Raw genomic sequence first — 22,838 nt, 5'->3', positions numbered from 1 at the left:
AGGAGGGATATGAGATTTTTGAACATATCCCTCGCTATCATTTTTAGGATTTAAGATCTTTCACTGTTTTCTCTAACCTTTCGAGAGGCATTTCTCCTGATTGTCTCCAAAGTTGTTCACCTTTCCTTATTAATATAAATGTAGGAACTGTTTCGATAGTATACAAATCAGCAAGCGCACTTTCCTGGTCGATATCAATTTGCACCACTTCAAGGATTCCTTTCACTGATTTCTTAAATTCCTCTACAATGGTTTGCATTCGTTTGCAATGCGGACACCAGGTTGCATAAAATTCTGCCATAACCCAATCTGCATTAGCCAACTTCTCTTTATTTCTTTCTTCACGTACTTCTTTCTTTTCTTCCATAATAATATGTTTTGAATGATTGATTGTTAATTCAACAATATCGGAAGAAAAAAAGTTTGTGGCATAACAATTATTTATGCTATAAAAATTGCTACTTTTGTCAGCAGAAACACGAAAGGACAAATAATATGTCACATTTAGCTACTTTGATAAATGATTTAGCGTTGATACTGATTTGTGCAGGAGTCATGACGCTATTGTTCAAGAAACTGAAACAACCATTGGTCTTGGGGTATGTAGTGGCAGGTTTCCTGGCGAGTCCTCATATGCCATATACCCCTTCTGTAATGGATACGGCGAATATTCAGACCTGGGCAGATATTGGTGTAATCTTTCTTTTATTTGCATTGGGACTGGAGTTTAGCTTCAAGAAAATTGTGAAAGTGGGCGGCGCAGCTATCATTGCTGCCTGTACCATTATATTTTGTATGATCCTTTTGGGGATTACTGTAGGTACAGGCTTTGGTTGGCAACGTATGGATAGCATCTTCCTGGGGGGTATGATTGCGATGTCTTCTACAACTATTATTTATAAGGCATTTGATGATCTGGGAATGCGCAAGAAACAATTCACGGGGTTAGTGCTCAGTGTGCTGATACTGGAAGATATTCTTGCTATTGTGCTGATGGTAATGCTGTCTACCATGGCAGTGAGGCATAATTTCGAAGGATCGGAAATGCTGGAAAGTATTGGAAAACTTCTCTTTTTTCTGATACTTTGGTTTGTGGTAGGCATCTATCTGATACCGGAATTACTGAAACGTTGTCGCAAATTGATGAGTGAGGAAACATTGCTTATCGTTTCGTTGGGCCTCTGTTTCGGAATGGTGGTTATGGCTGCCCGTACAGGGTTTTCCGCAGCTTTCGGTGCCTTTATTATGGGTTCTATTTTGGCCGAAACGGTAGAAGCGGAGAGTATTGAACGACTGGTAAAGCCGGTGAAGGATCTTTTTGGAGCTGTATTCTTTGTGTCGGTAGGTATGATGGTTGATCCTGCCATGATTGTGGAGTATGCGCTTCCGATTATAGTGATCACCTTGGCAGTAATTTTTGGGCAATCCTTATTCGGTACATTGGGAGTTCTGCTGGCAGGGCAACCTTTGAAAACGGCTATGCAGTGTGGTTTCAGTCTGACTCAGATTGGTGAGTTTGCTTTTATTATAGCATCTTTGGGTGTATCCCTCCATGTGACGAGTGATTTTCTATATCCCATTGTAGTAGCGGTTTCGGTTATTACTACTTTCCTCACCCCTTATATGATTCGTTTTGCCGAACCGGCTTCTAATTTCGTTGATACGCATTTGCCAGTCAAATGGAAAAACTTTTTGTTGCATTATTCTTCCGGTTCTCAGACCATGAATCATGAGAGTTTATGGAAGAAACTTATTCTGGCTTTGACGAGAATTACGATTGTTTATTCCATAGTCAGCATTGCAGTAGTTGCTTTGGCTTTCCGCTTTCTTGTTCCGTTGTTTCTGGAACATATACCCGGCATTTGGGGAAGATTGCTTGCAGCAGTGGTGATCATTTTGTTTATTTCACCTTTCTTGCGGGCTATTATGATTAAAAAGAATCATTCTGCTGAGTTTGTTACTTTATGGAATGATAGCCGGGGAAATCGTGCACCGCTGGTGGCAACTATTGTTATCCGTATATTGATAGCTGTTTCATTTGTAATGTTTGTGATATCCGGTTTGTTTAAAGTTTCTGTCGGCCTGTTGCTGGGGGTAGCGGTTTTGCTGGTTATAATGATGATATTATCCCGTCAACTGAAGAAGCAGTCTATCATGATAGAACGGAAGTTTTTTCAGAATCTTCGTTATCGTGATATGCGTGCTGAATATATGGGCGAGAAAAAGCCGGAGTATGCCGGGCGTCTGCTATCCCGTGATCTGCACCTGACGGATTTTGAAGTACCTGGTGAGTCGGCATGGGCAGGGAAAACACTTGCAGAACTCAATTTCGGAAAGAAATATGGCATACATGTAGTCTCTATTCTCCGTGGAAGGAAGAGAATTAATATACCGGGAGCTTCCGTGCGCCTTTTCCCGGAAGATAAAATACAGGTTATAGGTACGGATGAAGAGCTGAATCAGTTTAGTTCGGAGATGGAGAAAGCAGCGATCTTAGAAACAGATGTAGTTGAAAAGAGTGAGATGATTTTGCGTCAGTTCCGTGTAGATGCCCACTCCATATTTTTAGGTAAGACGATGCGTGAATCCGGTATTCGTGAGCAGTATCATTGTCTTATTGTAGGTGTGGAGAGGGGAGAGGAAACTTTGCACGCGCCCGACCCGCATGAACCATTTATGGAAGATGACGTGGTCTGGATAGTAGGAGAAAATGCAGATGTGTATAAATTAGTGGGACAAAAGAATGAGAATGTCGACATGGAATAAGGATAGAAAGTTTATCTTTGCTCCGTAAACATAAATAATAAATCAAGAATATCATGAAAAGTGATCCGAAAGAATGTTTGTATTGTCAGAATAATGAGACTCTGCACAATCTGATGATTGAGTTTGCTGAATTGAGTGTATCCCGCGTATTTTTGTTCAAAGAACAAACCTATAGAGGACGTTGTCTTGTATCTTATAAAGACCACGTCAATGATTTGAACGAATTGAGTGATGAAGACCGTAATGCTTTTATGGAAGATGTTACTCGTGTAACCCGTGCTATGCAGAAAGCTTTTAATCCTGAAAAGATCAATTACGGTGCATATTCCGATAAATTATCACACTTGCATTTCCATCTTGCACCGAAGTATGTAGATGGCCCTGATTATGGTGCTACATTTCAGATGAATCCGGGAAAGGTATACTTGACGGATGCTGAATATAATGAGTTGATTGAGGCGGTGAAGAAGGAGCTTTGATAGTGATTAGGGGTGAGTGATTAGTGATTAGTAGCTACGCTATAACCGCATGGTGTTAATCACTAATCACTCACCCCTAATCACTAATTAAAGTTTATTAAGTATCTTGTCCATCACCCAGTTTGTAAGCGTTGCGCTTGCTCCATCGCAGGTACAAATAGACTTACCTAAAAGATGATCGACAACGGCTTGGATGAGTGGCTGTTGTACATGCTCCGGGTTTTCAACCGGAATTTCTTCTCTTCCTTTTTCCGTATGCAGGGCGATGGGATCGTAAGTAAATACAGAGAAACAAATCATTCCCTTGTCTCCGATAACTTCAATGCGGTCTTCGCGTGCAGAGTCGTGTGCTACAAAACACCAGGAACCACTGCCTACTAATCCACTGTCGAATTGGAAACATGCACTTAAAGTATCTTCGGCCGGATAGAGTCCACCACGATTACTTTTGTATCCATTAGCTTCCAGGATGCAGCCGAACATATCTTGTAATAAGTCGATCTGGTGGGGAGCTAAATCATAAAAATAGCCACCTCCGGCAATGTCCGGTTGTACTCGCCACGGAAGATTTTCTTTGTTATAATCCAGGTCCCGGGGAGGTTGGGCAAAGCGGATTTGTATATTGATAATATTACCTATTGTGTCATTATCTACTAATTCCTTTACTTTCAAAAAATAGGGAAGATAACGGCGGTAATAAGCTACAAAGCAAGGAACCCCAGTTTCGTTTGAGATACGGTTGATACGGCAGCATTCCTCGTATGTTACCGCCATAGGCTTTTCTATATAAACAGGTTTACCTGCTTTCATTGCCATGATGGCATAGGTGGCGTGTGAAGAAGGTGGAGTGGCGATATAGATGGCATTCACATCCTCGTCATCAATCAGTTCCTGAGCATCATTATACCACTTTGGAATACCTCTTTCCTGAGCATAAGCTTTGGCTTTAGCTCCATCGCGACTCATTACGGCAATCACTTCTGAACCTTCTACCTTTTGAAAGGCGGGACCACTTTTATGTTTGGTTACTTCCCCGCAACCAATAAATCCCCATTTTATCTTCTTTTCGCTCATAATATATAATGTGTTCTCTTTTACTCTTCTTCAAAATCAAAGTCAAAGTCAAAATCATCCATAAATTCGGGAGTAGTGAATTCCTCCATACTCCGTCGATCTTTCTTTGTAGGACGGCCGGCGCCTTTAGCACGGTCTACGAAGCCACTGACGCGGCTCATTTCCAATAATTCATACTGGTCGGGAGTCGTTACATTCTCCATCATCTCTGCAACGAGCTTTGCTCCGACGCGTTTCTCTATGGCTTGCAGTACTTTGAAAGAGTAGGTAACAGGTGGTTTACGTACTTGTATTATATCGCCTGGTTTTACCGTACGAGCAGCCTTTGCCAATGCTCCATTGATGCTGATGCGGCTTTTCTTACACGCCTCGGCAGCAATGGTGCGTGTCTTGAAAATGCGCACAGCCCACATCCATTTATCTATTCTTGCTTCACTCATAATTTTTTTGGAGAAAGTTAGTTATTAACTGCCAACTACTTTTTATTAAATTGATTCATTGTAATATCAATTCCTGCCAGGCAGAAACTCTTGATGATCTCTCCTGCTGTTTTCAGGCGTTCATCCATCGTTTCCTGATCTTCTTCGGTAAAATGTCCCAGCACATAGTCCACCTGGCCGCCTCGTGGAAATTCGTTACCGATACCGAAACGAAGTCGGGCATAATTCTGTGTACCCAGAATAGCAGCAATATGTTTTAGCCCGTTGTGTCCGGCATCACTGCCTTTTCCTTTTAGACGCAAAGTCCCGAAAGATAGGGCAAGGTCATCTACTATTATTAACACATTTTCCAATGGAATGTTTTCTTTCTGCATCCAGTAGCGCACAGCATTTCCGCTGAGGTTCATAAATGTAGAAGGCTTTAGTAATAACAGTTGGCGTCCTTTGACGGATAGGGTAGTGGTAAAGCCGTAACGTCCGTCGTTGAAAGTGGCACCTGCTTCTTTTGCCAATGCATCTACTACCATAAAACCTATGTTATGGCGGGTTTCGTGATATTCGGGACCTATATTTCCTAATCCAACAATTAAATATTTCATGTTTCTGAATAATGTTTTTAGAAAACTATAAGCTATAAATAACTATGCTATAAGAATAATAGTAAACGAGGAACGCGGATTATCGCAGCGTCCGCGGATTAATGTAATCTGCGTCTTCTGCGTTAACCCGCGTTCCGGAATATGTCTTCTTACGAAAGAACTGATTAGTTGCCTGCAGCAGCAGCGGCACCTCTTGCAGCACGAGTCAGCTTAACAGCGCATACAACAGCTTCTTTTGCATTCATCAATTCCAGACCTTCGAAGCTCAACTCACCAACTTTAACAGTCTTACCCAGACCCAAGTGAGCAACATTTATAGTCAGTTTCTCAGGAATAACGTTATATAAAGCTTTCACTTTCAGTTTACGCATCTGCAATACCAGCTTACCACCGGCCTTAACACCTTCTGCCAAACCTTCCATCTGTACCGGAACTTCCATAACGATGGGTTTAGATTCGTCAATCTGATAGAAGTCAACGTGCAGGATAGTATCTTTTACCGGGTGGAATTGAATATCCTTCATAATAGCGTTTATTTTCTTGCCATCGATTACGAGGTCAACTACGTAGATGTGCGGAGTATAAACTAAGTTGCGCAGACCATCAGCGGGTACAGTGAAGTGAATGTTTTCACCTGCTCCGTAGAGTACGCAGGGTACACCGTTGTCTTTACGAATAGCTTTCAAAGCTCTTGCTTGTTCCGAAGAACGTTCTGCAATAGTTCTTGCAGTACCTTTTACTTCAATTGATTTCATTTCTTTAATTTTTTGTGTTACTCTAAATTAAGTTGTTTTGTTGCTTAATTCACCATCGCACGATGTGGGGTTACCACACAATGTTGCAAAAAAGCGGTGCAAAAGTACAGCTTCTTTTTGAATTATCAAAGAGTTGGCTCTTCAAAATCTATATCAATCTTGATTTCTCCGTCCAATTCCATACCTTTTTCATTCATTTCCAATGCTGCTTCTATATTTGCATCGGCATCTGCATCTATAACATTCTTTGCATCTGCTTTTGCATTCATATCGCCTATAACTTCCAGCATTTCTTTCTGATTAATGAAATTAATAGCTTCATTCAGACCGTTCATGAACTTTTCAAAATCTTCCCTATATAAGAAAATCTTATGTTTCTCAAAACTTACCTGCGCATCTTCGCCTTCACCGGTCACCACTTTCTTGCTTTCAGTGATTGCGAGAAACATTTCATCTTTTCTGTTCTTTTTTACATCCAGATAGTAGATTCGTTTACCTGCTTTAATGGATTTGGAGAATACAATCTCCTTATCGTTCATGTCCGCTCCTTTTTTCTTTAAGTCTTCCATATTTTAGGTTTCTTGTTGTAATTGGCTTCAAAAATGACGATTTTTTTTAAACTGTCAAAAGAAAAAGCCCGGATAATGAATATCTGCATTAAAAAATGTGATTTATTTGCGTAAACTCATTAAAAATGTCTACTTTTGCAACTCGTTAACAACAGTATTGATTAATAGATTTATGATTAACAGAGTTCTTATTCGTCTTAAGATTATACAGATTGTATATGCTTATTATCAGAATGGCAGTAAAAATTTAGACTCAGCGGAGAAAGAATTATTCTTTAGTCTTTCGAAAGCGTATGACCTTTATAATTATTTGCTGATGCTGATGGTGGCTCTGACGACTTACGCACAAAAACGCATTGATGCGGCAAAAGCCAAGTTAGCTCCGACCGCGGAGGAGTTGTATCCCAACATGAAATTCGTAGAAAACAAGTTCGTTTCTCAACTGGAAGTGAATAAGCAGTTGCTTGACTTTGTTGCCAACCAAAAACGGTCGTGGACAAATGACGAAGACTTTATCAAGGGGTTGTATGAGAAGATTATAGCTTCTGATATATATAAGGAATATATGGCTTCGCCTGATAAGTCTTATGAAACAGACCGTGAATTATGGAGAAAGCTCTATAAAGCATTTATTTTTAATAACGAAGCATTGGATACTTTGTTGGAAGACCAGAGCCTTTATTGGAATGATGACAAAGAAATCGTAGATACTTTTGTTCTAAAGACAATCAAACGTTTTGAGGAAAAGAATGGTGCCAATCAGACTTTGTTGCCTGAGTTCAAAGATGAGGAGGACCAGGAGTTTGCTCGTCGTTTGTTCCGTCGTGCCATCTTGAATTGTGATTACTATCGTCATCTGATCAGTGAGAATACTCGTAATTGGGATTTGGATCGTGTAGCCTTTATGGACGTGATAATAATGCAATGTGCATTAGCGGAAATTCTAAGTTTTCCGAACATTCCTGTGAGTGTTTCGTTAAATGAGTATGTAGAGATTGCTAAAGTCTATAGTACGATAAAGAGCGGAAGTTTCGTAAATGGTACATTAGACGGAATAGTTAATCAATTAAAAAAAGAAGGTAAGTTGGCTAAAAACTGATATCTTTGTTGAGTATTAAAAACTAAAAACGAATAATTTATGAATTTAATGACCGTATTCTTGCAAGCTCCTGCCGCAGCTCCTGGTGGTGGTAGCATGATGTGGATTCTTCTGATTGCCATGTTTGCTATCATGTATTTTTTCATGATTCGTCCACAAAACAAAAAGCAAAAAGAAATTGCAAACTTCCGCAAATCGCTTCAGGTAAACCAAAAGGTGATTACTGCCGGTGGTATTCATGGTGTTATCAAAGAGATTAATGATAATGATATAGTACTTGAAATCGCTTCTAATGTTAGGATTAGAATTGATAAGAATTCTATATTTGCAGCAGCTGCAGATGCTAACAGCAATCAGGCTGCTAAATAAATTTGAATAGTGAGCCTATGATTGATCGTAGGAACATAAAACGCATATATTTAAAAACAGCGAGAAAAATTAAGGACTTTCTGCTCAGTGATAAGAGCAGAGAGTTCTTAATTTTTTTATTTTTCTTCTTCATTGCCAGTGGTTTCTGGCTGCTTCAGACATTAAATAATGATTATGAAACGGAATTCTCCATTCCGGTACGTTTGAAAGGAGTTCCTAATAATATTGTTATAACTTCTGAACCTCCTTCCGAACTGCATATTCGGGTGAAAGATAAAGGTACGGTGTTACTCAACTATATGCTTGGAAAGAGCTTTTTCCCTATTACTTTGGATTTTTCTGACTATAAAGGGAAGGATAACCATGTGCGTATTTATTCTTCGCAGTTTGAGAAAAGATTGCTCAACCAGTTGAACGTATCTACAAAATTGCTTTCCGTGAAACCCGATACGTTAGAGTATATCTATTCTACCGGAGACTCCAAATTAGTTCCGGTGAAGTTACAGGGAACAGTGAGTGCCGGACGCCAGTATTATATTTCCGATACAATTTGTACGCCTGATTCTGTATTAGCCTACGCACCTGCAGGTGTACTGGATACAATAACCATTGCCTATACACAGAAGGTGAAATTTGAAGATGTCTCTGATACACTGAAGAGGCAAATTCCTTTGCTTGCCCAGAAGGGGGTTAAGTTTGTGCCGGCTTCTGTGGAGATGATTTTTCCTGTGGATATTTATACGGAGAAAACTGTGGAAGTTCCTTTGCGGGGTGTTAACTTTCCTGCAGGTAAAGTGTTGCGTGCATTTCCATCAAAAGTGAATGTTACTTTCCAGGTTGGTTTGAGTCATTTCCGCCAAATAACAGCAAGTGATTTTCATATCAATGTTTCTTATGAAGAACTTCTGAAATTAGGTTCGGATAAGTATACGGTGAAATTAAGATCAGTGCCGAAAGGCGTAAACCAGATACGTATCAGTCCGGAACAGGTAGATTTCCTAATTGAGCAAGTATCTCCTGATTATGGCAATTAAGATAGGTATAACTGGTGGAATCGGTAGTGGAAAAAGTGTAGTTTCCCGACTATTGGAAGTGATGGGTGTCCCTGTTTATATCTCGGATATTGAATCCAAGCGCCTGACTGTTTCGGACTCTTTGATTCGCCGGGAACTGATATCTTTACTGGGAGAAGATATTTATACCGATGGAGAGTTGAATAAAACCTTGCTTGCTTCCTATATATTTGGTAACCCCGAACATATCCGTACTGTAAACGGTATTATTCATCCACGGGTGCGGGATGATTTTCATCAATGGGTAAAGCGATACGATGCATATCCGATAGTAGGGATGGAGTCTGCAATTCTGATTGAAGCCGGATTTGCAGGTGAAGTAGATGCCGTAATTATGGTATATGCACCCGAGGAAATCCGTATAACCCGTGCCATGCAGCGTGATACTGCTCCGCGGGAATTGGTGGAACGTCGTGTTCGTAGCCAGATGAGTGATGAAGATAAGCGTATCCAGGCTGATTTTGTAATTGTAAACGACGGTGAAACTCCGTTAATTCCGCAGGTTTTAGAACTAATAACTTCTCTATCTAAAAATATTGCTTACCTTTGCCCACCGAAAAAATAAAATATTACTAATAAAAAATAGAACATACTATGTTGAAGACTATTTTGTCTATCTCCGGTAAACCGGGATTGTATAAGCTCATTTCACAAGGTAGAAATATGTTGATTGTAGAATCACTTACAGACAAGAAACGTTTCCCTGCTTATGGTAACGAGAAAATAATATCTTTGGGCGATATTGCCATGTATACGGATACGGACGATGTGCCTTTGAAAGATGTATTACTAGCCATGAAAAAGAAAGAAAACGGTGCAGCTGTAGTGATGGATCTGAAAAAAGCCACTGCTGATGACCTTCGCGCTTATTTGGGAGAGGTTCTGCCTACTTTCGATCGCGACCGTGTATATGTGACGGATATCAAAAAACTTATTTCCTGGTACAACCTGTTAGTTGCTTGCGGAATGACTGATTTCGAAGAGGCTGCAGAAGTTGAAGCTACTGAAGAAAAAACAGAAGAATAAATTTAAAAATAAGCTATTCTTTTCATAGAAAAGCGAATTATGCGGGACATCCCGGATAATTCGCTTTTTTTTATGCTGTAGTTTTAATTTTGATTACTTTTTTTATACCTTTGTTGCCATCCTGAAATGCAGGGTAGGTAGTGGCCTCCCTTTACAATAATTGAAGGATAATTATAGATAAAAGCGTTTAATATTATCTTGTACTTGAAATCTGGACAATTTCACGCTATTCAAGGATAATAGACAACAAACGTTCATGCTCTGTTGTATATGCACATGTATATATAGTTCGGAGCGTGGGTTGTTGTATATTATTTGAATAGTGGCAGTCCAGAGCCCCAGGTACAATAATAACAACAGTTCCCACGCTTTTTTATTATGAATTTACTGCCTTGAGGGGGAACTTGAGGTTGGCAATGATAAGATGGAAGAGCATAAGAGCGTAACAGTACAGGTAGATAAAACTGCTGGTAAGATATATGTAGGTGGAGTGTTGCCTAACGCTACGCTTTGTTTATACCATATCCGGGGAAAGGTGATTGATGTAAAGCAGGCGAAAGAGGAACAAATTTCTTTTGATTTGCCATGCGCAGGAGATTATGTGTTGGTTGTGACGCATCCCCTATCCACACCGGTCGTTAAGCAGCTCGCTATAAAATAAGAAAAGGCTGTCTTGTTAGTTCTGAAGTACATTTCATCCAGAAACAAGACAGCCTTTTTTATCTTCGTTTTTTTAGGTTTAATTTCTAAATGCCAATCTTTCACCGCTGGCATCTACTGTAATCGGTTTGCTACGGTCTACTTCCTGAGATAACAGTTTCTTCGACAAGTCATTCAGCAAGTAATGTTGGATAGCCCGTTTTACGGGACGAGCACCAAACTCCGGATCATATCCTACCTTCGTCAGGAATTCTATGGCTCCTTCCGTCAATATCAATTCCACGCCATTTTGGGCAAGCATCTTTTGTACACTTTTTATCTGGAGTACCACAATCTGCTTGATTTCGCTTTCAGTCAGCGGCAGGAACATGATTGTTTCATCGATACGGTTCAGGAATTCCGGGCGAATAGTTTTCTTCAACATATTCATCACTTCCTTCTTTGTTTCCTCGATTACCTGCTCCTTGTTGGTACCATTCAGCTTTTCCATCTGACTTTGGATATAAGCGCTACCCATGTTAGATGTCATGATAATGATGGTATTTTTGAAGTTTACCACACGTCCTTTGTTATCCGTCAGGCGTCCGTCGTCCAATACCTGAAGTAAGATATTGAATACATCCGGATGTGCTTTCTCTATTTCGTCGAACAGTACGACTGAATAGGGTTTACGGCGGATAGCTTCGGTCAACTGGCCACCTTCATCGTAACCTACATATCCCGGAGGCGCTCCGACCAGACGAGATACGCTATGCTTTTCCTGATATTCACTCATGTCAATACGCGTCATCATAGACTCGTCATCGAAGAGGAACTCGGCAAGAGCCTTGGCAAGTTCTGTCTTACCAACACCGGTAGTACCGAGGAAGATAAACGAACCAATCGGGCGTTTCGGATCTTGCAGACCGGCACGGCTACGGCGTACAGCATCAGCGACAGCTTCGATAGCTTCGTCCTGCCCAATCACACGCTGGTGGAGTTCATCTTCCAGATGCAACAATTTGTCTTTTTCACTTTGCAACATCTTGCTGACCGGAATACCTGTCCAACGGGATACAACATCTGCAATATCCTCAGCGTCTACTTCTTCCTTAATCATGGCTTTATCGCCTTGCATCATGTGAAGTTCTTTTTGAGTATCTTCGATTTCCTTGTTCAAAGCTTGTAGCTTACCGTAACGGATTTCGGCTACTTTGCCGTAGTCACCTTCACGTTCCGCCTTATCAGCTTCAAATTTAAGGTTTTCGATTTCAACCTTATTTTGTTGTATCTTGTTGACCAATGTCTTTTCACTTTGCCATTTTGCTTTGTGCGATTTTTCCTGTTCTTTCAGTTCGGCAAGTTCCTTGCCGATTTGTTCCAGTTTCGGTTTATCGTTTTCACGTTTAATGGCTTCGCGCTCAATCTCCAACTGTTTGATCTTGCGGGAAATTTCATCCAACTCTTCCGGTACGGAATCTACTTCCATACGCAGCTTTGCAGCGGCTTCATCCATCAGGTCGATAGCCTTATCCGGTAAGAAGCGGTCTGTGATATAACGGTTACTCAACTCCACGGCGGCAATGATGGCGTCGTCTTTAATCCGTACATGGTGGTGGTTTTCATAACGCTCCTTCAGACCACGCAGGATGGAGATGGTACTCAGCGTATCCGGTTCATTGACATACACGATCTGGAAGCGGCGTTCCAATGCTTTGTCCTTTTCAAAGTACTTCTGATACTCGTCGAGGGTCGTTGCGCCGATACTTCTCAGTTCGCCACGAGCCAGTGCGGGTTTCAGGATGTTGGCGGCATCCATAGCGCCTTCACCTTTTCCGGCACCAACCAAAGTGTGGATTTCATCAATAAAGAGAATTATGTCTCCTTCTGATTTCTTCACCTCATTAATAACAGCTTTCAAGCGTTCCTCGAACTCACCTTTATATTTAGCACCGGCAACCAATGCTCCCATATCCAGTGAATAAACTTGTTTATTCTTCAGGTTTTCAGGTACATCACCGCGCAGAATACGATGGGCAAGACCTTCTACAATGGCAGTCTTACCGGTACCCGGTTCACCTATTAATATAGGGTTGTTTTTGGTACGACGGCTCAGAATCTGCAATACACGCCGGATTTCTTCGTCACGACCGATAACAGGGTCGAGCTTACCGCTTCGGGCGGCTTCGTTCAGGTTGATAGCATACTTTTCAAGTGACTGATAGGTGTCTTCACTGGATTGTGAAGTCACTTTTTCTCCTTTACGCAACTCGGTGATGGCATTACGAAGTTCACGTTCCGTCATTCCTGCATCTTTCAGGATGGTAGAAACAGTACTTTTTACAGTGAGCAATGCCAGCAGCAGATGCTCCAATGAAACAAACTCGTCACCCATTTCTTTGGAATATTGGGTCGCTTTCTGGAATACCTCATTTGTCTCGCGACTCAAGTAAGGTTCTCCACCCGAAACTTTGGGCAAAGAGTCAGTTTGTTTGTCAAGTACAAGTGCAATCTGTTGACCATTCATGCCCAGCTTCTGGAAGATGAAGTTAGTGACGTTTTCGCCTACCTTCATTACTCCCTGCATCACATGAACCGGTTCGATGGCTTGCTGTCCACGGCTTTTGGCCAGGTTCAGTGCTTCTTGCACAGCCTCTTGCGATTTAATGGTAAAATTGTTAAAGTTCATATCTTATATCTCCTTTCTATTTTTCATTTTCAATAACACCTAAACGGGCGCAAAAGATTTGCCAATAGCCTATTTGTGACAAAATTACAGTTAATAAATGGGTGGTAATGACAAAATGTCTGTATAGTATTGCGGGATTTATATAACTTTTGCCGAAACTAAGATGAGATAGCGGTAAGGTTACTTCAAAAGTGCATAGTTAGTTATGAATTTAAAGATAAATTACTATTCCTTTCTGTTCGAAGATTTCGATTTTTTGGGAAAAAGTTAAAAATATCAATTTATAGCATGTTGTATATCAGGTGCTTAAAAAGAGGGCGCCTAACATAACGACTGAGGTACCCTCACATAACGACTGAGGCACCCTCACTTAACGACTGAGATACCCTTGCATAACGACTGAGGGTACCTCAAATAACGTCTTGAGTCGGATGTAAATATAAAAGAGTGAATTTCAACTTTTTATTTAGCTCATATCGGGAAATTTTTGAATAGTTTTCATGCTGGGTTAAAAGGATTATCGTATCTTTATCCCTCAAAAATAGAATAGAATATATTATGGCAGAAGATGTAAAGTTCGCAGAGAATGTGATACTGGTGGATGTAGCATATTTCAATGATGTGGTTAAGGACTTAAAGAGATACTTTGAATTGCAGCTGGGACGTCCCTTGCAGAATATCTATGTGGAAGAATGGGCTTCTTATCTGGCACTCGATTCTGGTGTTCGCGATAAAGAAAACAATATCGGGGTACTTTTTGTACATGATGGGCAGACTGATAAATTGCTTCATTGTGATCCCGCAGATTTAAATAAAGACTTAAATGGGGTGGGATTTACGAATCAGTTAGGTGAGTTTTCATTCACTTCTGTATCTTCTGAGGGACTTGTTTCCCGGGCGAATCTCTATCTTGATCTGCTGAATATAGCACTCGATTCTGCTGATGTGAAGCGTCTCATGCTGGTTCCGTTTATAGATGATTATGGTGCTAAACTTATGGAGGTTCTTGAGGAGCATCTAAGGGAAGCTGATTCGGAAAAATCGAAAGAAGTATTCCTTTTCAATATGGATGAACCTGCTCATCCTCTTGGTTGTAAGTGGGATTTATTGGGTTATTCCATGATGCGTGCGTTAGGCGTTAAAGCCGAAGAATTGGAATAGTTCTGTTTTAATCATCTATTATTAATCCTTAATCACTAACTCCGTGTCTGATTTTCGATTAAAAGTATTTCAATCTGTGGCGAAGAATCTGAGTTTCACGAAAGCTTCGCAAGAGTTGTTTGTCAGTCAGCCTGCCATTACAAAGCATATACAAGAATTGGAGAGTACCTATCAGGCGCGTCTGTTTGATAGGCAAGGTAGTAAAATCAGTTTGACGGAAGCTGGTAAGTTGCTGCTGGAGCATTGTGGGCGTATTCTGGAAGATTATAAGCGACTGGAATATGAAATGCATCTGCTGCATAACGAATATACGGGAGAACTGCGTTTGGGGGCCAGTACTACAATTGCTCAATACGTCTTGCCGCCATTACTTGCCAGCTTCATTAAGAAATTCCCGCAAGTAAACCTTTCGCTGATGAATGGTAATTCACGCGAGATAGAAGCTGCTTTACAGGAACACCGCATAGACCTGGGATTGGTGGAGGGCGTTTTCCGCTTACCCAATTTGAAATACACCACTTTTCTTGAAGATGAGCTGGTGGCTGTGATACGCACGGGAAGTAAACTGCAGGTCGGTGAAGAAATTACTCCCGAAGAACTGCTTCATATTCCTTTGGTGCTTCGTGAAAGGGGATCGGGTACATTGGATGTTTTTGAGAGGGCATTATTGCAACATAATATAAAGTTATCGTCTCTTCAGGTTTTAATGTATCTGGGCAGTACGGAAAGCATTAAACTTTTTTTGGAACATACTGATTGTATGGGTATTGTTTCCATTCGTTCCATTACCCGTGAACTTTATGCCGGACAGTTGCGTGTTGTCGAAATAAAAGATATGGCTATGCTTCGTGAATTTAGTTTTGCACAACCCCAGGGGCAGGAGAGTGGACTCTCCCAAGTCTTTATGCAGTTTGCTACACACCATAACAACAAGTTATAGCACATAAATAGATACAATTGGTGTATATAGGTAAAGAAGCCTACCTTTGCACCCGGAAACAGAAATAATATAAATATTGATATACAAGAAAAATTATGGCTTCAATTCAAACTGCGAGTGTAAGCACTCTGGCATATCTTCAACGGAAGAACAAAATTACTTATGTGTCTTTAGTAGTGCTTTTATCGGTTTTCTTATTATTGGATTATATTCCCGGTTATTCTACTTGGGTGACACCTCCTGTCGCTTTGTTCCTGGGATTAATATTTGCTTTGTCGAGTGGGCAGGCACATCCAAAGTTCAATAAGAAAGTATCTAAATATCTTTTGCAATATTCAGTGGTAGGACTAGGTTTCGGAATGAATCTCCAGGCATCTCTGGCTTCCGGTAAAGAAGGAATGGAGTTCACAGTTATTTCAGTAGTGGGTACCATGCTTATCGGTTGGTTTATCGGTCGTAAATTTTTAAAGGTAGATCGTGACACTTCCTATCTTATCAGTTCCGGCACGGCTATCTGTGGCGGTAGTGCCATTGCAGCAGTAGGTCCTGTGCTGAGAGCGAAAGATACAGAGATGTCCGTAGCATTAGGAACTATCTTTATTCTGAATGCTATCGCATTGTTTATCTTTCCTGTTATAGGTCATGCCTTGGATATGAGCCAGCAGGAATTTGGAACATGGGCAGCAATTGCTATACATGATACGAGTTCTGTAGTGGGTGCCGGTGCTGCTTATGGCGAAGAAGCTCTTCAAATTGCTACTACTATTAAATTGACACGTGCTTTGTGGATTATTCCTCTGGCATTGATTACTTCTTTCGTCTTTAAAGGTAAGGGACAGAAAATCAGTATTCCTTGGTTTATTTTCTTCTTCATTCTGGCTATGGTATTCAATACGTATGTGCTGAGTTCCTCGGAAACCGGAATTATGATAGGAGAGGGAATTAATAGTTTAGCCAGAAAGACATTGACTATCACTCTGTTCTTTATTGGAGCTTCCCTTTCACGTGATGTATTAAAGGCAGTGGGCATCAAACCGCTTATTCAGGGTGTGTTGCTATGGATTGCAATCAGCGTAAGTACTCTGGCATATATTTATTGGTTCTAAAGAAACCACTTATTAATAAGGTGTGCGGCAGAAGTTTTTTTCTTTTGCCGCATTTTTTTTATAAAATTCATTTCCTTTGTAACAAAGTTCCGTTCCTTTACGTCTAACAAATAGATACAAAAAATAACAGGATTGAGATACAGAAAAAGCCCATGGATGCTGAAAGTTTTAAAAATGAGTTTCTGCCTTACCACCGCAAGCTGTACTGTGTAGCCTATCGGCTACTGGAGAATGCGGCCGATGCGGAGGATCTGGTTCAGGAAGCCTATCTGAAGCTATGGGATAAGCGAGAAGGATTGACGGTTATCAGCAATCCGGAAGCGTTCAGTGTCACTTTGGTTAAGAATATGTGCTTTGATTTGCTTCGTTCAGGAAAATATGTCTTATCCAGGCAGACGGTAGAATTAACTGCTGCGCAGGATGTTTCTCAAAGTGATAACTTGGAAGTGCGCGACGAAGTACGGCAAGTAAAAGATATCATCGCCCACTTGCCCGAACAGCAGCAACGGATTGTGAACCTGCGTGACGTCAAAGGATGCTCTTACGAAGAGATAGAACAAGTGACCGGGTTGAATTCTACAAATGTCCGTGTACTGCTGTCCCGGGCAAGGAAAAGAATACGTGAGGAATTTAATAAATGGAATAACTATGAAAGTCGAGGAAATTGAAAGGCTGCTCACCGAGTTTTACGAGGGGAACACTACCGAGAGCCAGGAAGAGGCGTTGAGAGATTATTTCAGAACAACGGAAGTACCTGAACATCTGCAGAAGGATAAAGAAATTTTTCTTAGCCTTTATCAAGACGCAGATAGAGATGTGGAAGTTCCTGCGGGGCTGGGGGATAAACTAAGCCTGCTGATTGATGAAAAGGCTGAGGAAGAGCAAAGGTTCTTCAGTCCTAACAAGTCCAAACGCAACTGGCGCTGGATTGGAAGTGTTGCAGCTACCATATTGGTGATTATCGGTATAGGGTATGGGGTCGAAAATCTCGGAAGAGGGGTGTGTCCTCCTACACCGCAAGATACATTCTCTGATCCGGAAGAAGCTTATCAGGTGCTGCAAGCTACTTTAATGGAAGTTTCTACCAATTTGAACCAAGGCATTGCTCAGGTGAAGGAGACGCAGGTTGATATGAAGAAAGTAAATCAGGAAATAAAAAAAGAAATACAAAGATAAATGATTATGAAACTCAACAAGATTTTATTGGCAGGTGTGTTGCTGATGTTACCCCTGCTCTGCCAGGCGCAGAAAAATATATTCAACACCTACAATGATATGAAGGGCGTCTCCTCCGTTTATATCTCAAAGGCGATGATTGAAATGAATCCTAACCTGTTCACGAAAGATATCTATATAGGAAAGGTATCCGGTAAATTGGATTGTGTGCAGATTCTTTCTACGATGGATAGCAATATCAAGAAAGACATGCGTAAGGATTTGCGTGCATTGGTGCAGTCCTCTAAGTATGAGTTGCTGATGAAGCAGAAAGGCACCGTATCCAGTTCCGAATTTTATATCAATAGGAAAGGGGATAAAGTAAAAGAGCTGATTATGATTATTGATGGTGCTGCCAACTTGAAGTTTGTTTATCTGGAAGGCGAAATGACTTTAAAGGATATTCAGAATATCATGATGTATCAGAATACAAGTATGAATGAGGGAGGGAATGTATATCGTATCGTAGATGGTACTCTTGATTTGGCCGATTTGGGCGTTTTGAATGGTCTGCAAGGATTAGAGGGTCTGCAAGGATTAGAGGGTTTACAAGGCTTGGAAGGTTTAAAGAGTCTGGAAAGCTTAAAAAGTCTGGAAAGCCTGAAAGGATTGAAAAGTTTGAAAGACTTAGGTAAGTTGAAAGATAGCGAATATTTAAAGAAACAGATGGATGCTGATACCTGGAAACGATTTGAGGAAAGCATGGAGATGCTTGAAAAGCGTTTGGAAGACCTAGAATGAGGCCATCTGCTGGTAGGTGTAAATAGTTTGTTGAAAAGGGGGAGCCGATTCCGGTTCCCCCTTTATTGTGAAATTATTTGTCCTTTCTAAGTGCTTCGAAAATCAATCCTTCCAGTTCTTCTGCCAGTTCCGGATTATCGGCAACCACTTGTTTGGCTGCATCACGTCCCTGTGCCAGTTTCGTTTCATTATAGCTGAACCAGGAACCGCTTTTCTTGATGATACCTAAATCTGCACCCAAATCAATGATTTCACCGGCGCGGGAAATACCTTCACCGAACATGATATCAAATTCTGCTCTACGGAAAGGAGGTGCCACTTTGTTCTTTACTACTTTTACTTTAGTCTGCTTGCCTAATACTTCGTCACCGTTCTTGATAGCCTGGCTTCCGCGAATATCCAGACGTACCGAAGCATAGAACTTCAAGGCATTACCACCAGTAGTTGTTTCAGGATTACCAAACATAACGCCAATCTTTTCACGCAGCTGATTGATGAAGATACATGTGGTACGTGTCTTGCTTACGGCTGCTGTCAGTTTACGCAATGCCTGAGACATCAAACGTGCCTGCAAACCAACCTTATTGTCACCCATGTCACCTTCGATTTCTGCTTTTGGAGTCAGGGCAGCTACAGAGTCCACAACGATAATATCGATTGCAGAAGAACGGATCAGCTGTTCTGCAATTTCCAGAGCTTGTTCCCCGTTGTCAGGTTGAGAAATCAATAGGTTGTCTACATCTACACCCAACTTGGCAGCATAGAAACGGTCGAATGCATGTTCTGCATCAATGAATGCTGCAATGCCCCCTGCTTTTTGTGCTTCGGCAATGGCATGGATAGCCAGAGTCGTTTTACCGGAAGATTCCGGACCATAAATTTCAATGATACGTCCGCGGGGATAGCCGCCAACGCCGAGTGCTACATTCAGTCCGATAGAGCCCGTGGGGATTACTTCTACTTGTTCGACGCTTTCGTCTCCCATTTTCATGATAGAACCCTTGCCGAAGCTCTTTTCTATCTTGTCCATAGCTGCCTGCAAAGCTTTCAGCTTTTCGCTTGGTGCTATTTTATTTTCGTTCTCAAAATTAAGTTCGTCTTTCTTTGCCATCTTTATGTTTACGATTTTATGAATTACGATTCAAATTAGTTTATTTACGATTTACAAATTTACGAATTACGATTTAAATTAGTCTATTTAGCAATTTGGGATTTCCGTTTACCTTACAAGAGTTACCTTTAATCGTAAATCGTAAATAGTCAAATCGTAAATTATAGGATTTGTGCGGCGTGGTCTTTGGTTTTTACTTCCTTCGGCGTGATAATCCGCTCTATCACCCCTTCTTCGTTTATAATGAAGGTGGTGCGGAAAGTACCCATATACTTACGTCCGTACATACTCTTTTCTCCCCATACTCCGAACTGTTCTACGAGTTTCTTGTCCGTATCTGCAATCAGTGGAAAAGGTAGATTATTTTTCTCTATAAATTTCTGGTGCGACTTTTCATTATCCACGCTTACGCCAATTACCTCGTAACCGGCTTTGCGTAGCTCAGAATAGTTATCACGCAGGTTGCAGGCCTGTGCCGTACATCCCGAAGTCATATCTTTAGGATAGAAATAAAGAACTGTCTTTTTTCCTTTATAGTCGCTGAGGCGGATTTCTTCGCCTTTTTCATTGATGCCCAGTACTTCGGGCGCTTTATCTCCGACTTGCATAATCTATAATTAAATTAAAAATGAAGAATGAAGAATTTCCTTTTGGTATGCTTTCACCGTGCAGCTGAATTCTTCATTTCTAGTTCTTCATTTAGTTTATACTTCCAAATCTTTATCAAACACCTCATGCCACGGCAATCCTTGTTTGTTTAGTTGTTCCATGAACGGGTCCGGATTAAACTCTTCCACGTTCCATACCCCCGGCTTCTTCCATAGTCCTTTGAGGAACATCATGGCACCTATCATGGCAGGAACACCTGTTGTATAGCTAACTCCTTGCATGCCGGTTTCCTTATAGGCTTCCTGATGGCTGCAATTATTGTAAACATAGTAAGTGCGTTCTTTACCATCTTTCAGACCACGGATACGGCAACCGATGGAGGTTTCTCCTTCGTAATTTTCGCCCAGGTCTTGCGGGTTGGGCAATACGGCTTTCAGGAATTGCAACGGAACAATCTTCACTCCGTTATAATCCACTTCGTCGATGCGCGCCATACCAATATTTTGGATTACTCGCAGATGAGTCAGATATTCCTGACCGAAAGTCATCCAGAAACGTGCACGTTTAATGGTTGGGAAGTTTTTCACCAAAGATTCCAGTTCTTCGTGATATAAAAGATAAGAGTCACGTGGCCCGATATTCGGGTATGTCAGATCTTTATGGATTTCCAGAGGTTGAGTAGTTACCCATTCTCCATTTTCGTAATAACGTCCGTTCTGTGTGATCTCACGGATGTTGATTTCCGGATTGAAATTCGTGGCAAATGCCTTGTGATGATTGCCCGCATTACAGTCTACAATATCCAGATACTGCATTTCATCAAAATAATGCTTGGCGGCGTAGGCAGTATAAATACCACTTACACCCGGGTCGAAACCGCAACCCAGGATAGCGGTCAGTCCGGCATCCTCAAAATGTTTCTTGTATGCCCATTGCCAACTGTATTCAAAGTGAGCCACATCTTTCGGTTCATAGTTGGCAGTGTCCAGGTAATTAACTCCACTTTTGAGGCAAGCTTCCATAATGGTAAGATCCTGATAAGGGAGTGCTACGTTTATGACAATTTCGGGTTTGAAGCTATTAAAGAGAGCTACCAGTTCATCCACATTGTCGGCATCCACCTGTGCGGTCCGGATGTTAGGGTTACCGATTGCTTTTACGATAGCGTCGCATTTGGACTTTGTGCGGCTGGCAATCATAATCTCAGTGAATACATCCGGATTTTGAGCCACCTTGTGCGCAACGACGGTACCTACACCGCCTGCACCGATAATAAGAACTTTACCCATTTCTTTTAATAACAAATTACGAGTTACAAATTATAAACTAAAGGACGGAATCTTTCCGTCTCCATTTCATGATAAAAAGTACGTTTCCCTCATCAGGGAACCTCTTTTTTTATGGTGAGCAAATATAGGATTTAATTCGCAGATAAACATTAAAATCCCACTAAATACTTTTCAAAAAAAGCTTCTATTTCTAAACAAACTGCTTGTATTTGGGTTATTTTGTATATATTTGCCCCGCAAAATTAACTTAAACAACGAATAACAATGAAGAAAGTTTTAGTTTCTCTCTGTATGGCAGGGGCTTTGGTAGCTCTGTCATCTTGTCGCTCGTCCAAGGATGCTGCGACCTTATCTTTCATCAATGGTGAATGGAATATTATTGAAATAAATGGTGCTGCTGTAGTGCCTGCTCCTAATCAGGAATTCCCTTTTATCGGTTTTGATACAAATACCGGAAAAGTATTCGGTAACAGTGGTTGCAATCGTATGATGGGTTCGTTTGATGTGAATGCTAAACCCGGTACAATTGATCTCGGTGCCATGGCAAGCACACGCATGGCTTGTCCGGATATGAGCCTGGAACAAAACGTTTTGTCTGCTTTAGGACAAGTGAAGAAATATAAAAAACTGGGCAAAGAGAACATAGCCTTGTGCGGTTCGTCCAATCGTCCTATTATTGTATTACAAAAGAAAGCCCCTACAGTGAAATTATCAGATTTGAGTGGTAAGTGGATGATTTCTGAAGCCGGTGGCCAGGCCATTCCCGAAGGTATGGAGAAGCAACCGTTCATTGAATTTAATCTTTCAGAGAAGAGAATACATGGTAATGCCGGTTGTAATCTTATTAACGGTGGATTTGTTGCAGATAATGAGAATTCCTCTGCTATCTCTTTCCCGCAGCTTATCAGTACGATGATGGCTTGTCCGGATATGGAAGTAGAAGGCCGTGTGATGAAAGCGCTGAATGAAGTAAAGTCTTTCGGTAAACTGGCCGGCGGTGGTATCGGGCTTTATGATGCAGACAATACGCTGGTGATGGTGTTGGTGAAGAAGTAATCCGTAAAAACTGGATATAGCAAAACGGGATGT

The 22,838-nt window shown here is 41.1% G+C and carries 25 protein-coding genes; 15 read left to right on the top strand and 10 right to left on the bottom strand.

The window, feature by feature from the left end; translation table 11 throughout:
• Positions 1-43: 43 nt before the first annotated feature.
• Positions 44-367: a thioredoxin family protein gene (locus tag BACINT_RS18155; protein ID WP_007665695.1), complete on the bottom strand. Its 324-nt coding sequence runs from the start codon at positions 365-367 to the stop codon at positions 44-46.
• A gap of 128 nt (positions 368-495) precedes the next feature.
• On the opposite strand from BACINT_RS18155, the gene BACINT_RS18150 reads away from it, so the two are divergent.
• Both BACINT_RS18150 and BACINT_RS18145 read left to right on the top strand, forming a co-directional pair.
• Positions 496-2,766 (top strand): cation:proton antiporter domain-containing protein, encoded by a 2,271-nt coding sequence (locus BACINT_RS18150; protein WP_007665691.1) that lies wholly within the window; start codon positions 496-498, stop codon positions 2,764-2,766.
• Positions 2,767-2,819: 53 nt separating this feature from the next.
• Positions 2,820-3,245: an HIT family protein gene (locus BACINT_RS18145; protein ID WP_007665689.1), complete on the top strand. Its 426-nt coding sequence runs from the start codon at positions 2,820-2,822 to the stop codon at positions 3,243-3,245.
• Positions 3,246-3,332: 87 nt separating this feature from the next.
• Here BACINT_RS18145 and BACINT_RS18140 read toward each other — a convergent pair whose 3' ends face one another.
• The 5 genes from BACINT_RS18140 to BACINT_RS18120 form a co-directional block, all read right to left on the bottom strand.
• Entirely contained in the window at positions 3,333-4,319 is a 987-nt protein-coding gene (locus tag BACINT_RS18140; RefSeq protein WP_007665688.1) for a Gfo/Idh/MocA family protein, read from the bottom strand.
• Positions 4,320-4,339: 20 nt separating this feature from the next.
• A complete protein-coding gene (locus BACINT_RS18135; protein ID WP_007665687.1) occupies positions 4,340-4,759 on the bottom strand; it encodes an RNA-binding S4 domain-containing protein in 420 nt (139 codons plus the stop codon).
• A gap of 35 nt (positions 4,760-4,794) precedes the next feature.
• Positions 4,795-5,358, bottom strand: a complete 564-nt coding sequence (gene pth / locus BACINT_RS18130) for an aminoacyl-tRNA hydrolase (protein WP_007665685.1) — start codon at positions 5,356-5,358, stop codon at positions 4,795-4,797.
• Between the two features lie 164 nt (positions 5,359-5,522).
• Positions 5,523-6,113: a 50S ribosomal protein L25/general stress protein Ctc gene (locus tag BACINT_RS18125; protein WP_007665683.1), complete on the bottom strand. Its 591-nt coding sequence runs from the start codon at positions 6,111-6,113 to the stop codon at positions 5,523-5,525.
• A gap of 125 nt (positions 6,114-6,238) precedes the next feature.
• A complete protein-coding gene (locus BACINT_RS18120) occupies positions 6,239-6,682 on the bottom strand; it encodes a PUR family DNA/RNA-binding protein (protein WP_007665681.1) in 444 nt (147 codons plus the stop codon).
• 172 nt (positions 6,683-6,854) lie between these two features.
• Here BACINT_RS18120 and nusB point away from each other — a divergent pair, with 172 nt between their 5' ends.
• The 6 genes from nusB (at position 6,855) to BACINT_RS18090 (ending at position 10,910) form a co-directional block, all read left to right on the top strand.
• Positions 6,855-7,781, top strand: coding sequence for a transcription antitermination factor NusB (nusB, locus tag BACINT_RS18115; protein ID WP_007665678.1), 927 nt, complete (start codon positions 6,855-6,857; stop codon positions 7,779-7,781).
• 39 nt (positions 7,782-7,820) lie between these two features.
• The gene (yajC, locus tag BACINT_RS18110) at positions 7,821-8,150 is read left to right on the top strand and encodes a preprotein translocase subunit YajC (RefSeq protein ID WP_007665676.1); all 330 of its coding nucleotides are present in this window, start codon (positions 7,821-7,823) and stop codon (positions 8,148-8,150) included.
• 17 nt (positions 8,151-8,167) lie between these two features.
• Positions 8,168-9,184, top strand: a complete 1,017-nt coding sequence (locus BACINT_RS18105) for a CdaR family protein (protein ID WP_007665674.1) — start codon at positions 8,168-8,170, stop codon at positions 9,182-9,184.
• Positions 9,174-9,788 carry a dephospho-CoA kinase gene (gene coaE, locus BACINT_RS18100; protein ID WP_007665671.1) on the top strand — a complete coding sequence of 205 codons (615 nt, stop codon included), beginning with the start codon at positions 9,174-9,176 and terminating at the stop codon, positions 9,786-9,788. Before BACINT_RS18105 ends, coaE begins: the two co-directional genes overlap by 11 nt.
• Positions 9,789-9,817: 29 nt before the next feature.
• Positions 9,818-10,249, top strand: a complete 432-nt coding sequence (locus tag BACINT_RS18095; protein WP_007665666.1) for a DUF5606 family protein — start codon at positions 9,818-9,820, stop codon at positions 10,247-10,249.
• 424 nt (positions 10,250-10,673) lie between these two features.
• Entirely contained in the window at positions 10,674-10,910 is a 237-nt protein-coding gene (locus BACINT_RS18090) for a hypothetical protein (RefSeq protein ID WP_007665665.1), read from the top strand.
• A gap of 78 nt (positions 10,911-10,988) precedes the next feature.
• Here the strand turns inward: BACINT_RS18090 and clpB are convergent, their stop codons facing one another.
• On the bottom strand, positions 10,989-13,577 hold the full coding sequence (gene clpB, locus BACINT_RS18085; protein ID WP_007665655.1) for an ATP-dependent chaperone ClpB: 2,589 nt from the start codon (positions 13,575-13,577) through the stop codon (positions 10,989-10,991).
• A 558-nt stretch (positions 13,578-14,135) separates the two neighbouring features.
• Here clpB and BACINT_RS18080 point away from each other — a divergent pair.
• The 6 genes from BACINT_RS18080 (at position 14,136) to BACINT_RS18055 (ending at position 18,740) form a co-directional block, all read left to right on the top strand.
• Positions 14,136-14,738: a DUF6621 family protein gene (locus BACINT_RS18080; RefSeq protein ID WP_007665653.1), complete on the top strand. Its 603-nt coding sequence runs from the start codon at positions 14,136-14,138 to the stop codon at positions 14,736-14,738.
• A gap of 43 nt (positions 14,739-14,781) precedes the next feature.
• Positions 14,782-15,678, top strand: a complete 897-nt coding sequence (locus BACINT_RS18075) for a LysR family transcriptional regulator (RefSeq protein WP_007665652.1) — start codon at positions 14,782-14,784, stop codon at positions 15,676-15,678.
• A 95-nt stretch (positions 15,679-15,773) separates the two neighbouring features.
• Complete coding sequence (locus tag BACINT_RS18070) at positions 15,774-16,784, top strand: YeiH family protein (RefSeq protein ID WP_007665650.1); 1,011 nt, start codon at positions 15,774-15,776, stop codon at positions 16,782-16,784.
• A 152-nt stretch (positions 16,785-16,936) separates the two neighbouring features.
• Entirely contained in the window at positions 16,937-17,452 is a 516-nt protein-coding gene (locus BACINT_RS18065) for an RNA polymerase sigma factor (RefSeq protein ID WP_007665649.1), read from the top strand.
• Positions 17,433-17,960: a hypothetical protein gene (locus tag BACINT_RS18060; protein WP_007665648.1), complete on the top strand. Its 528-nt coding sequence runs from the start codon at positions 17,433-17,435 to the stop codon at positions 17,958-17,960. Before BACINT_RS18065 ends, BACINT_RS18060 begins: the two co-directional genes overlap by 20 nt.
• A gap of 6 nt (positions 17,961-17,966) precedes the next feature.
• Complete coding sequence (locus tag BACINT_RS18055; protein ID WP_044155353.1) at positions 17,967-18,740, top strand: DUF4252 domain-containing protein; 774 nt, start codon at positions 17,967-17,969, stop codon at positions 18,738-18,740.
• A 73-nt stretch (positions 18,741-18,813) separates the two neighbouring features.
• Here BACINT_RS18055 and recA read toward each other — a convergent pair whose 3' ends face one another.
• The 3 genes from recA to BACINT_RS18040 form a co-directional block, all read right to left on the bottom strand.
• Positions 18,814-19,851, bottom strand: a complete 1,038-nt coding sequence (gene recA, locus BACINT_RS18050) for a recombinase RecA (protein WP_007665644.1) — start codon at positions 19,849-19,851, stop codon at positions 18,814-18,816.
• Between the two features lie 161 nt (positions 19,852-20,012).
• Positions 20,013-20,459: a thioredoxin-dependent thiol peroxidase gene (gene bcp / locus BACINT_RS18045; RefSeq protein ID WP_007665642.1), complete on the bottom strand. Its 447-nt coding sequence runs from the start codon at positions 20,457-20,459 to the stop codon at positions 20,013-20,015.
• A gap of 96 nt (positions 20,460-20,555) precedes the next feature.
• The gene (locus BACINT_RS18040; protein ID WP_007665640.1) at positions 20,556-21,749 is read right to left on the bottom strand and encodes a saccharopine dehydrogenase family protein; all 1,194 of its coding nucleotides are present in this window, start codon (positions 21,747-21,749) and stop codon (positions 20,556-20,558) included.
• 264 nt (positions 21,750-22,013) lie between these two features.
• Between BACINT_RS18040 and BACINT_RS18035 the strand changes: the two genes are divergently transcribed.
• Entirely contained in the window at positions 22,014-22,805 is a 792-nt protein-coding gene (locus BACINT_RS18035) for an META domain-containing protein (RefSeq protein ID WP_007665638.1), read from the top strand.
• The last annotated feature ends 33 nt before the right edge of the window (positions 22,806-22,838 follow it).

The sequence above is a fragment of the Bacteroides intestinalis DSM 17393 genome, from assembly GCF_000172175.1.
Taxonomy (GTDB): Bacteria; Bacteroidota; Bacteroidia; order Bacteroidales; family Bacteroidaceae; genus Bacteroides; species Bacteroides intestinalis.
Note: the sequence above shows the minus strand (reverse complement) of the source record. Positions and strands in the feature narration are given on the sequence as shown.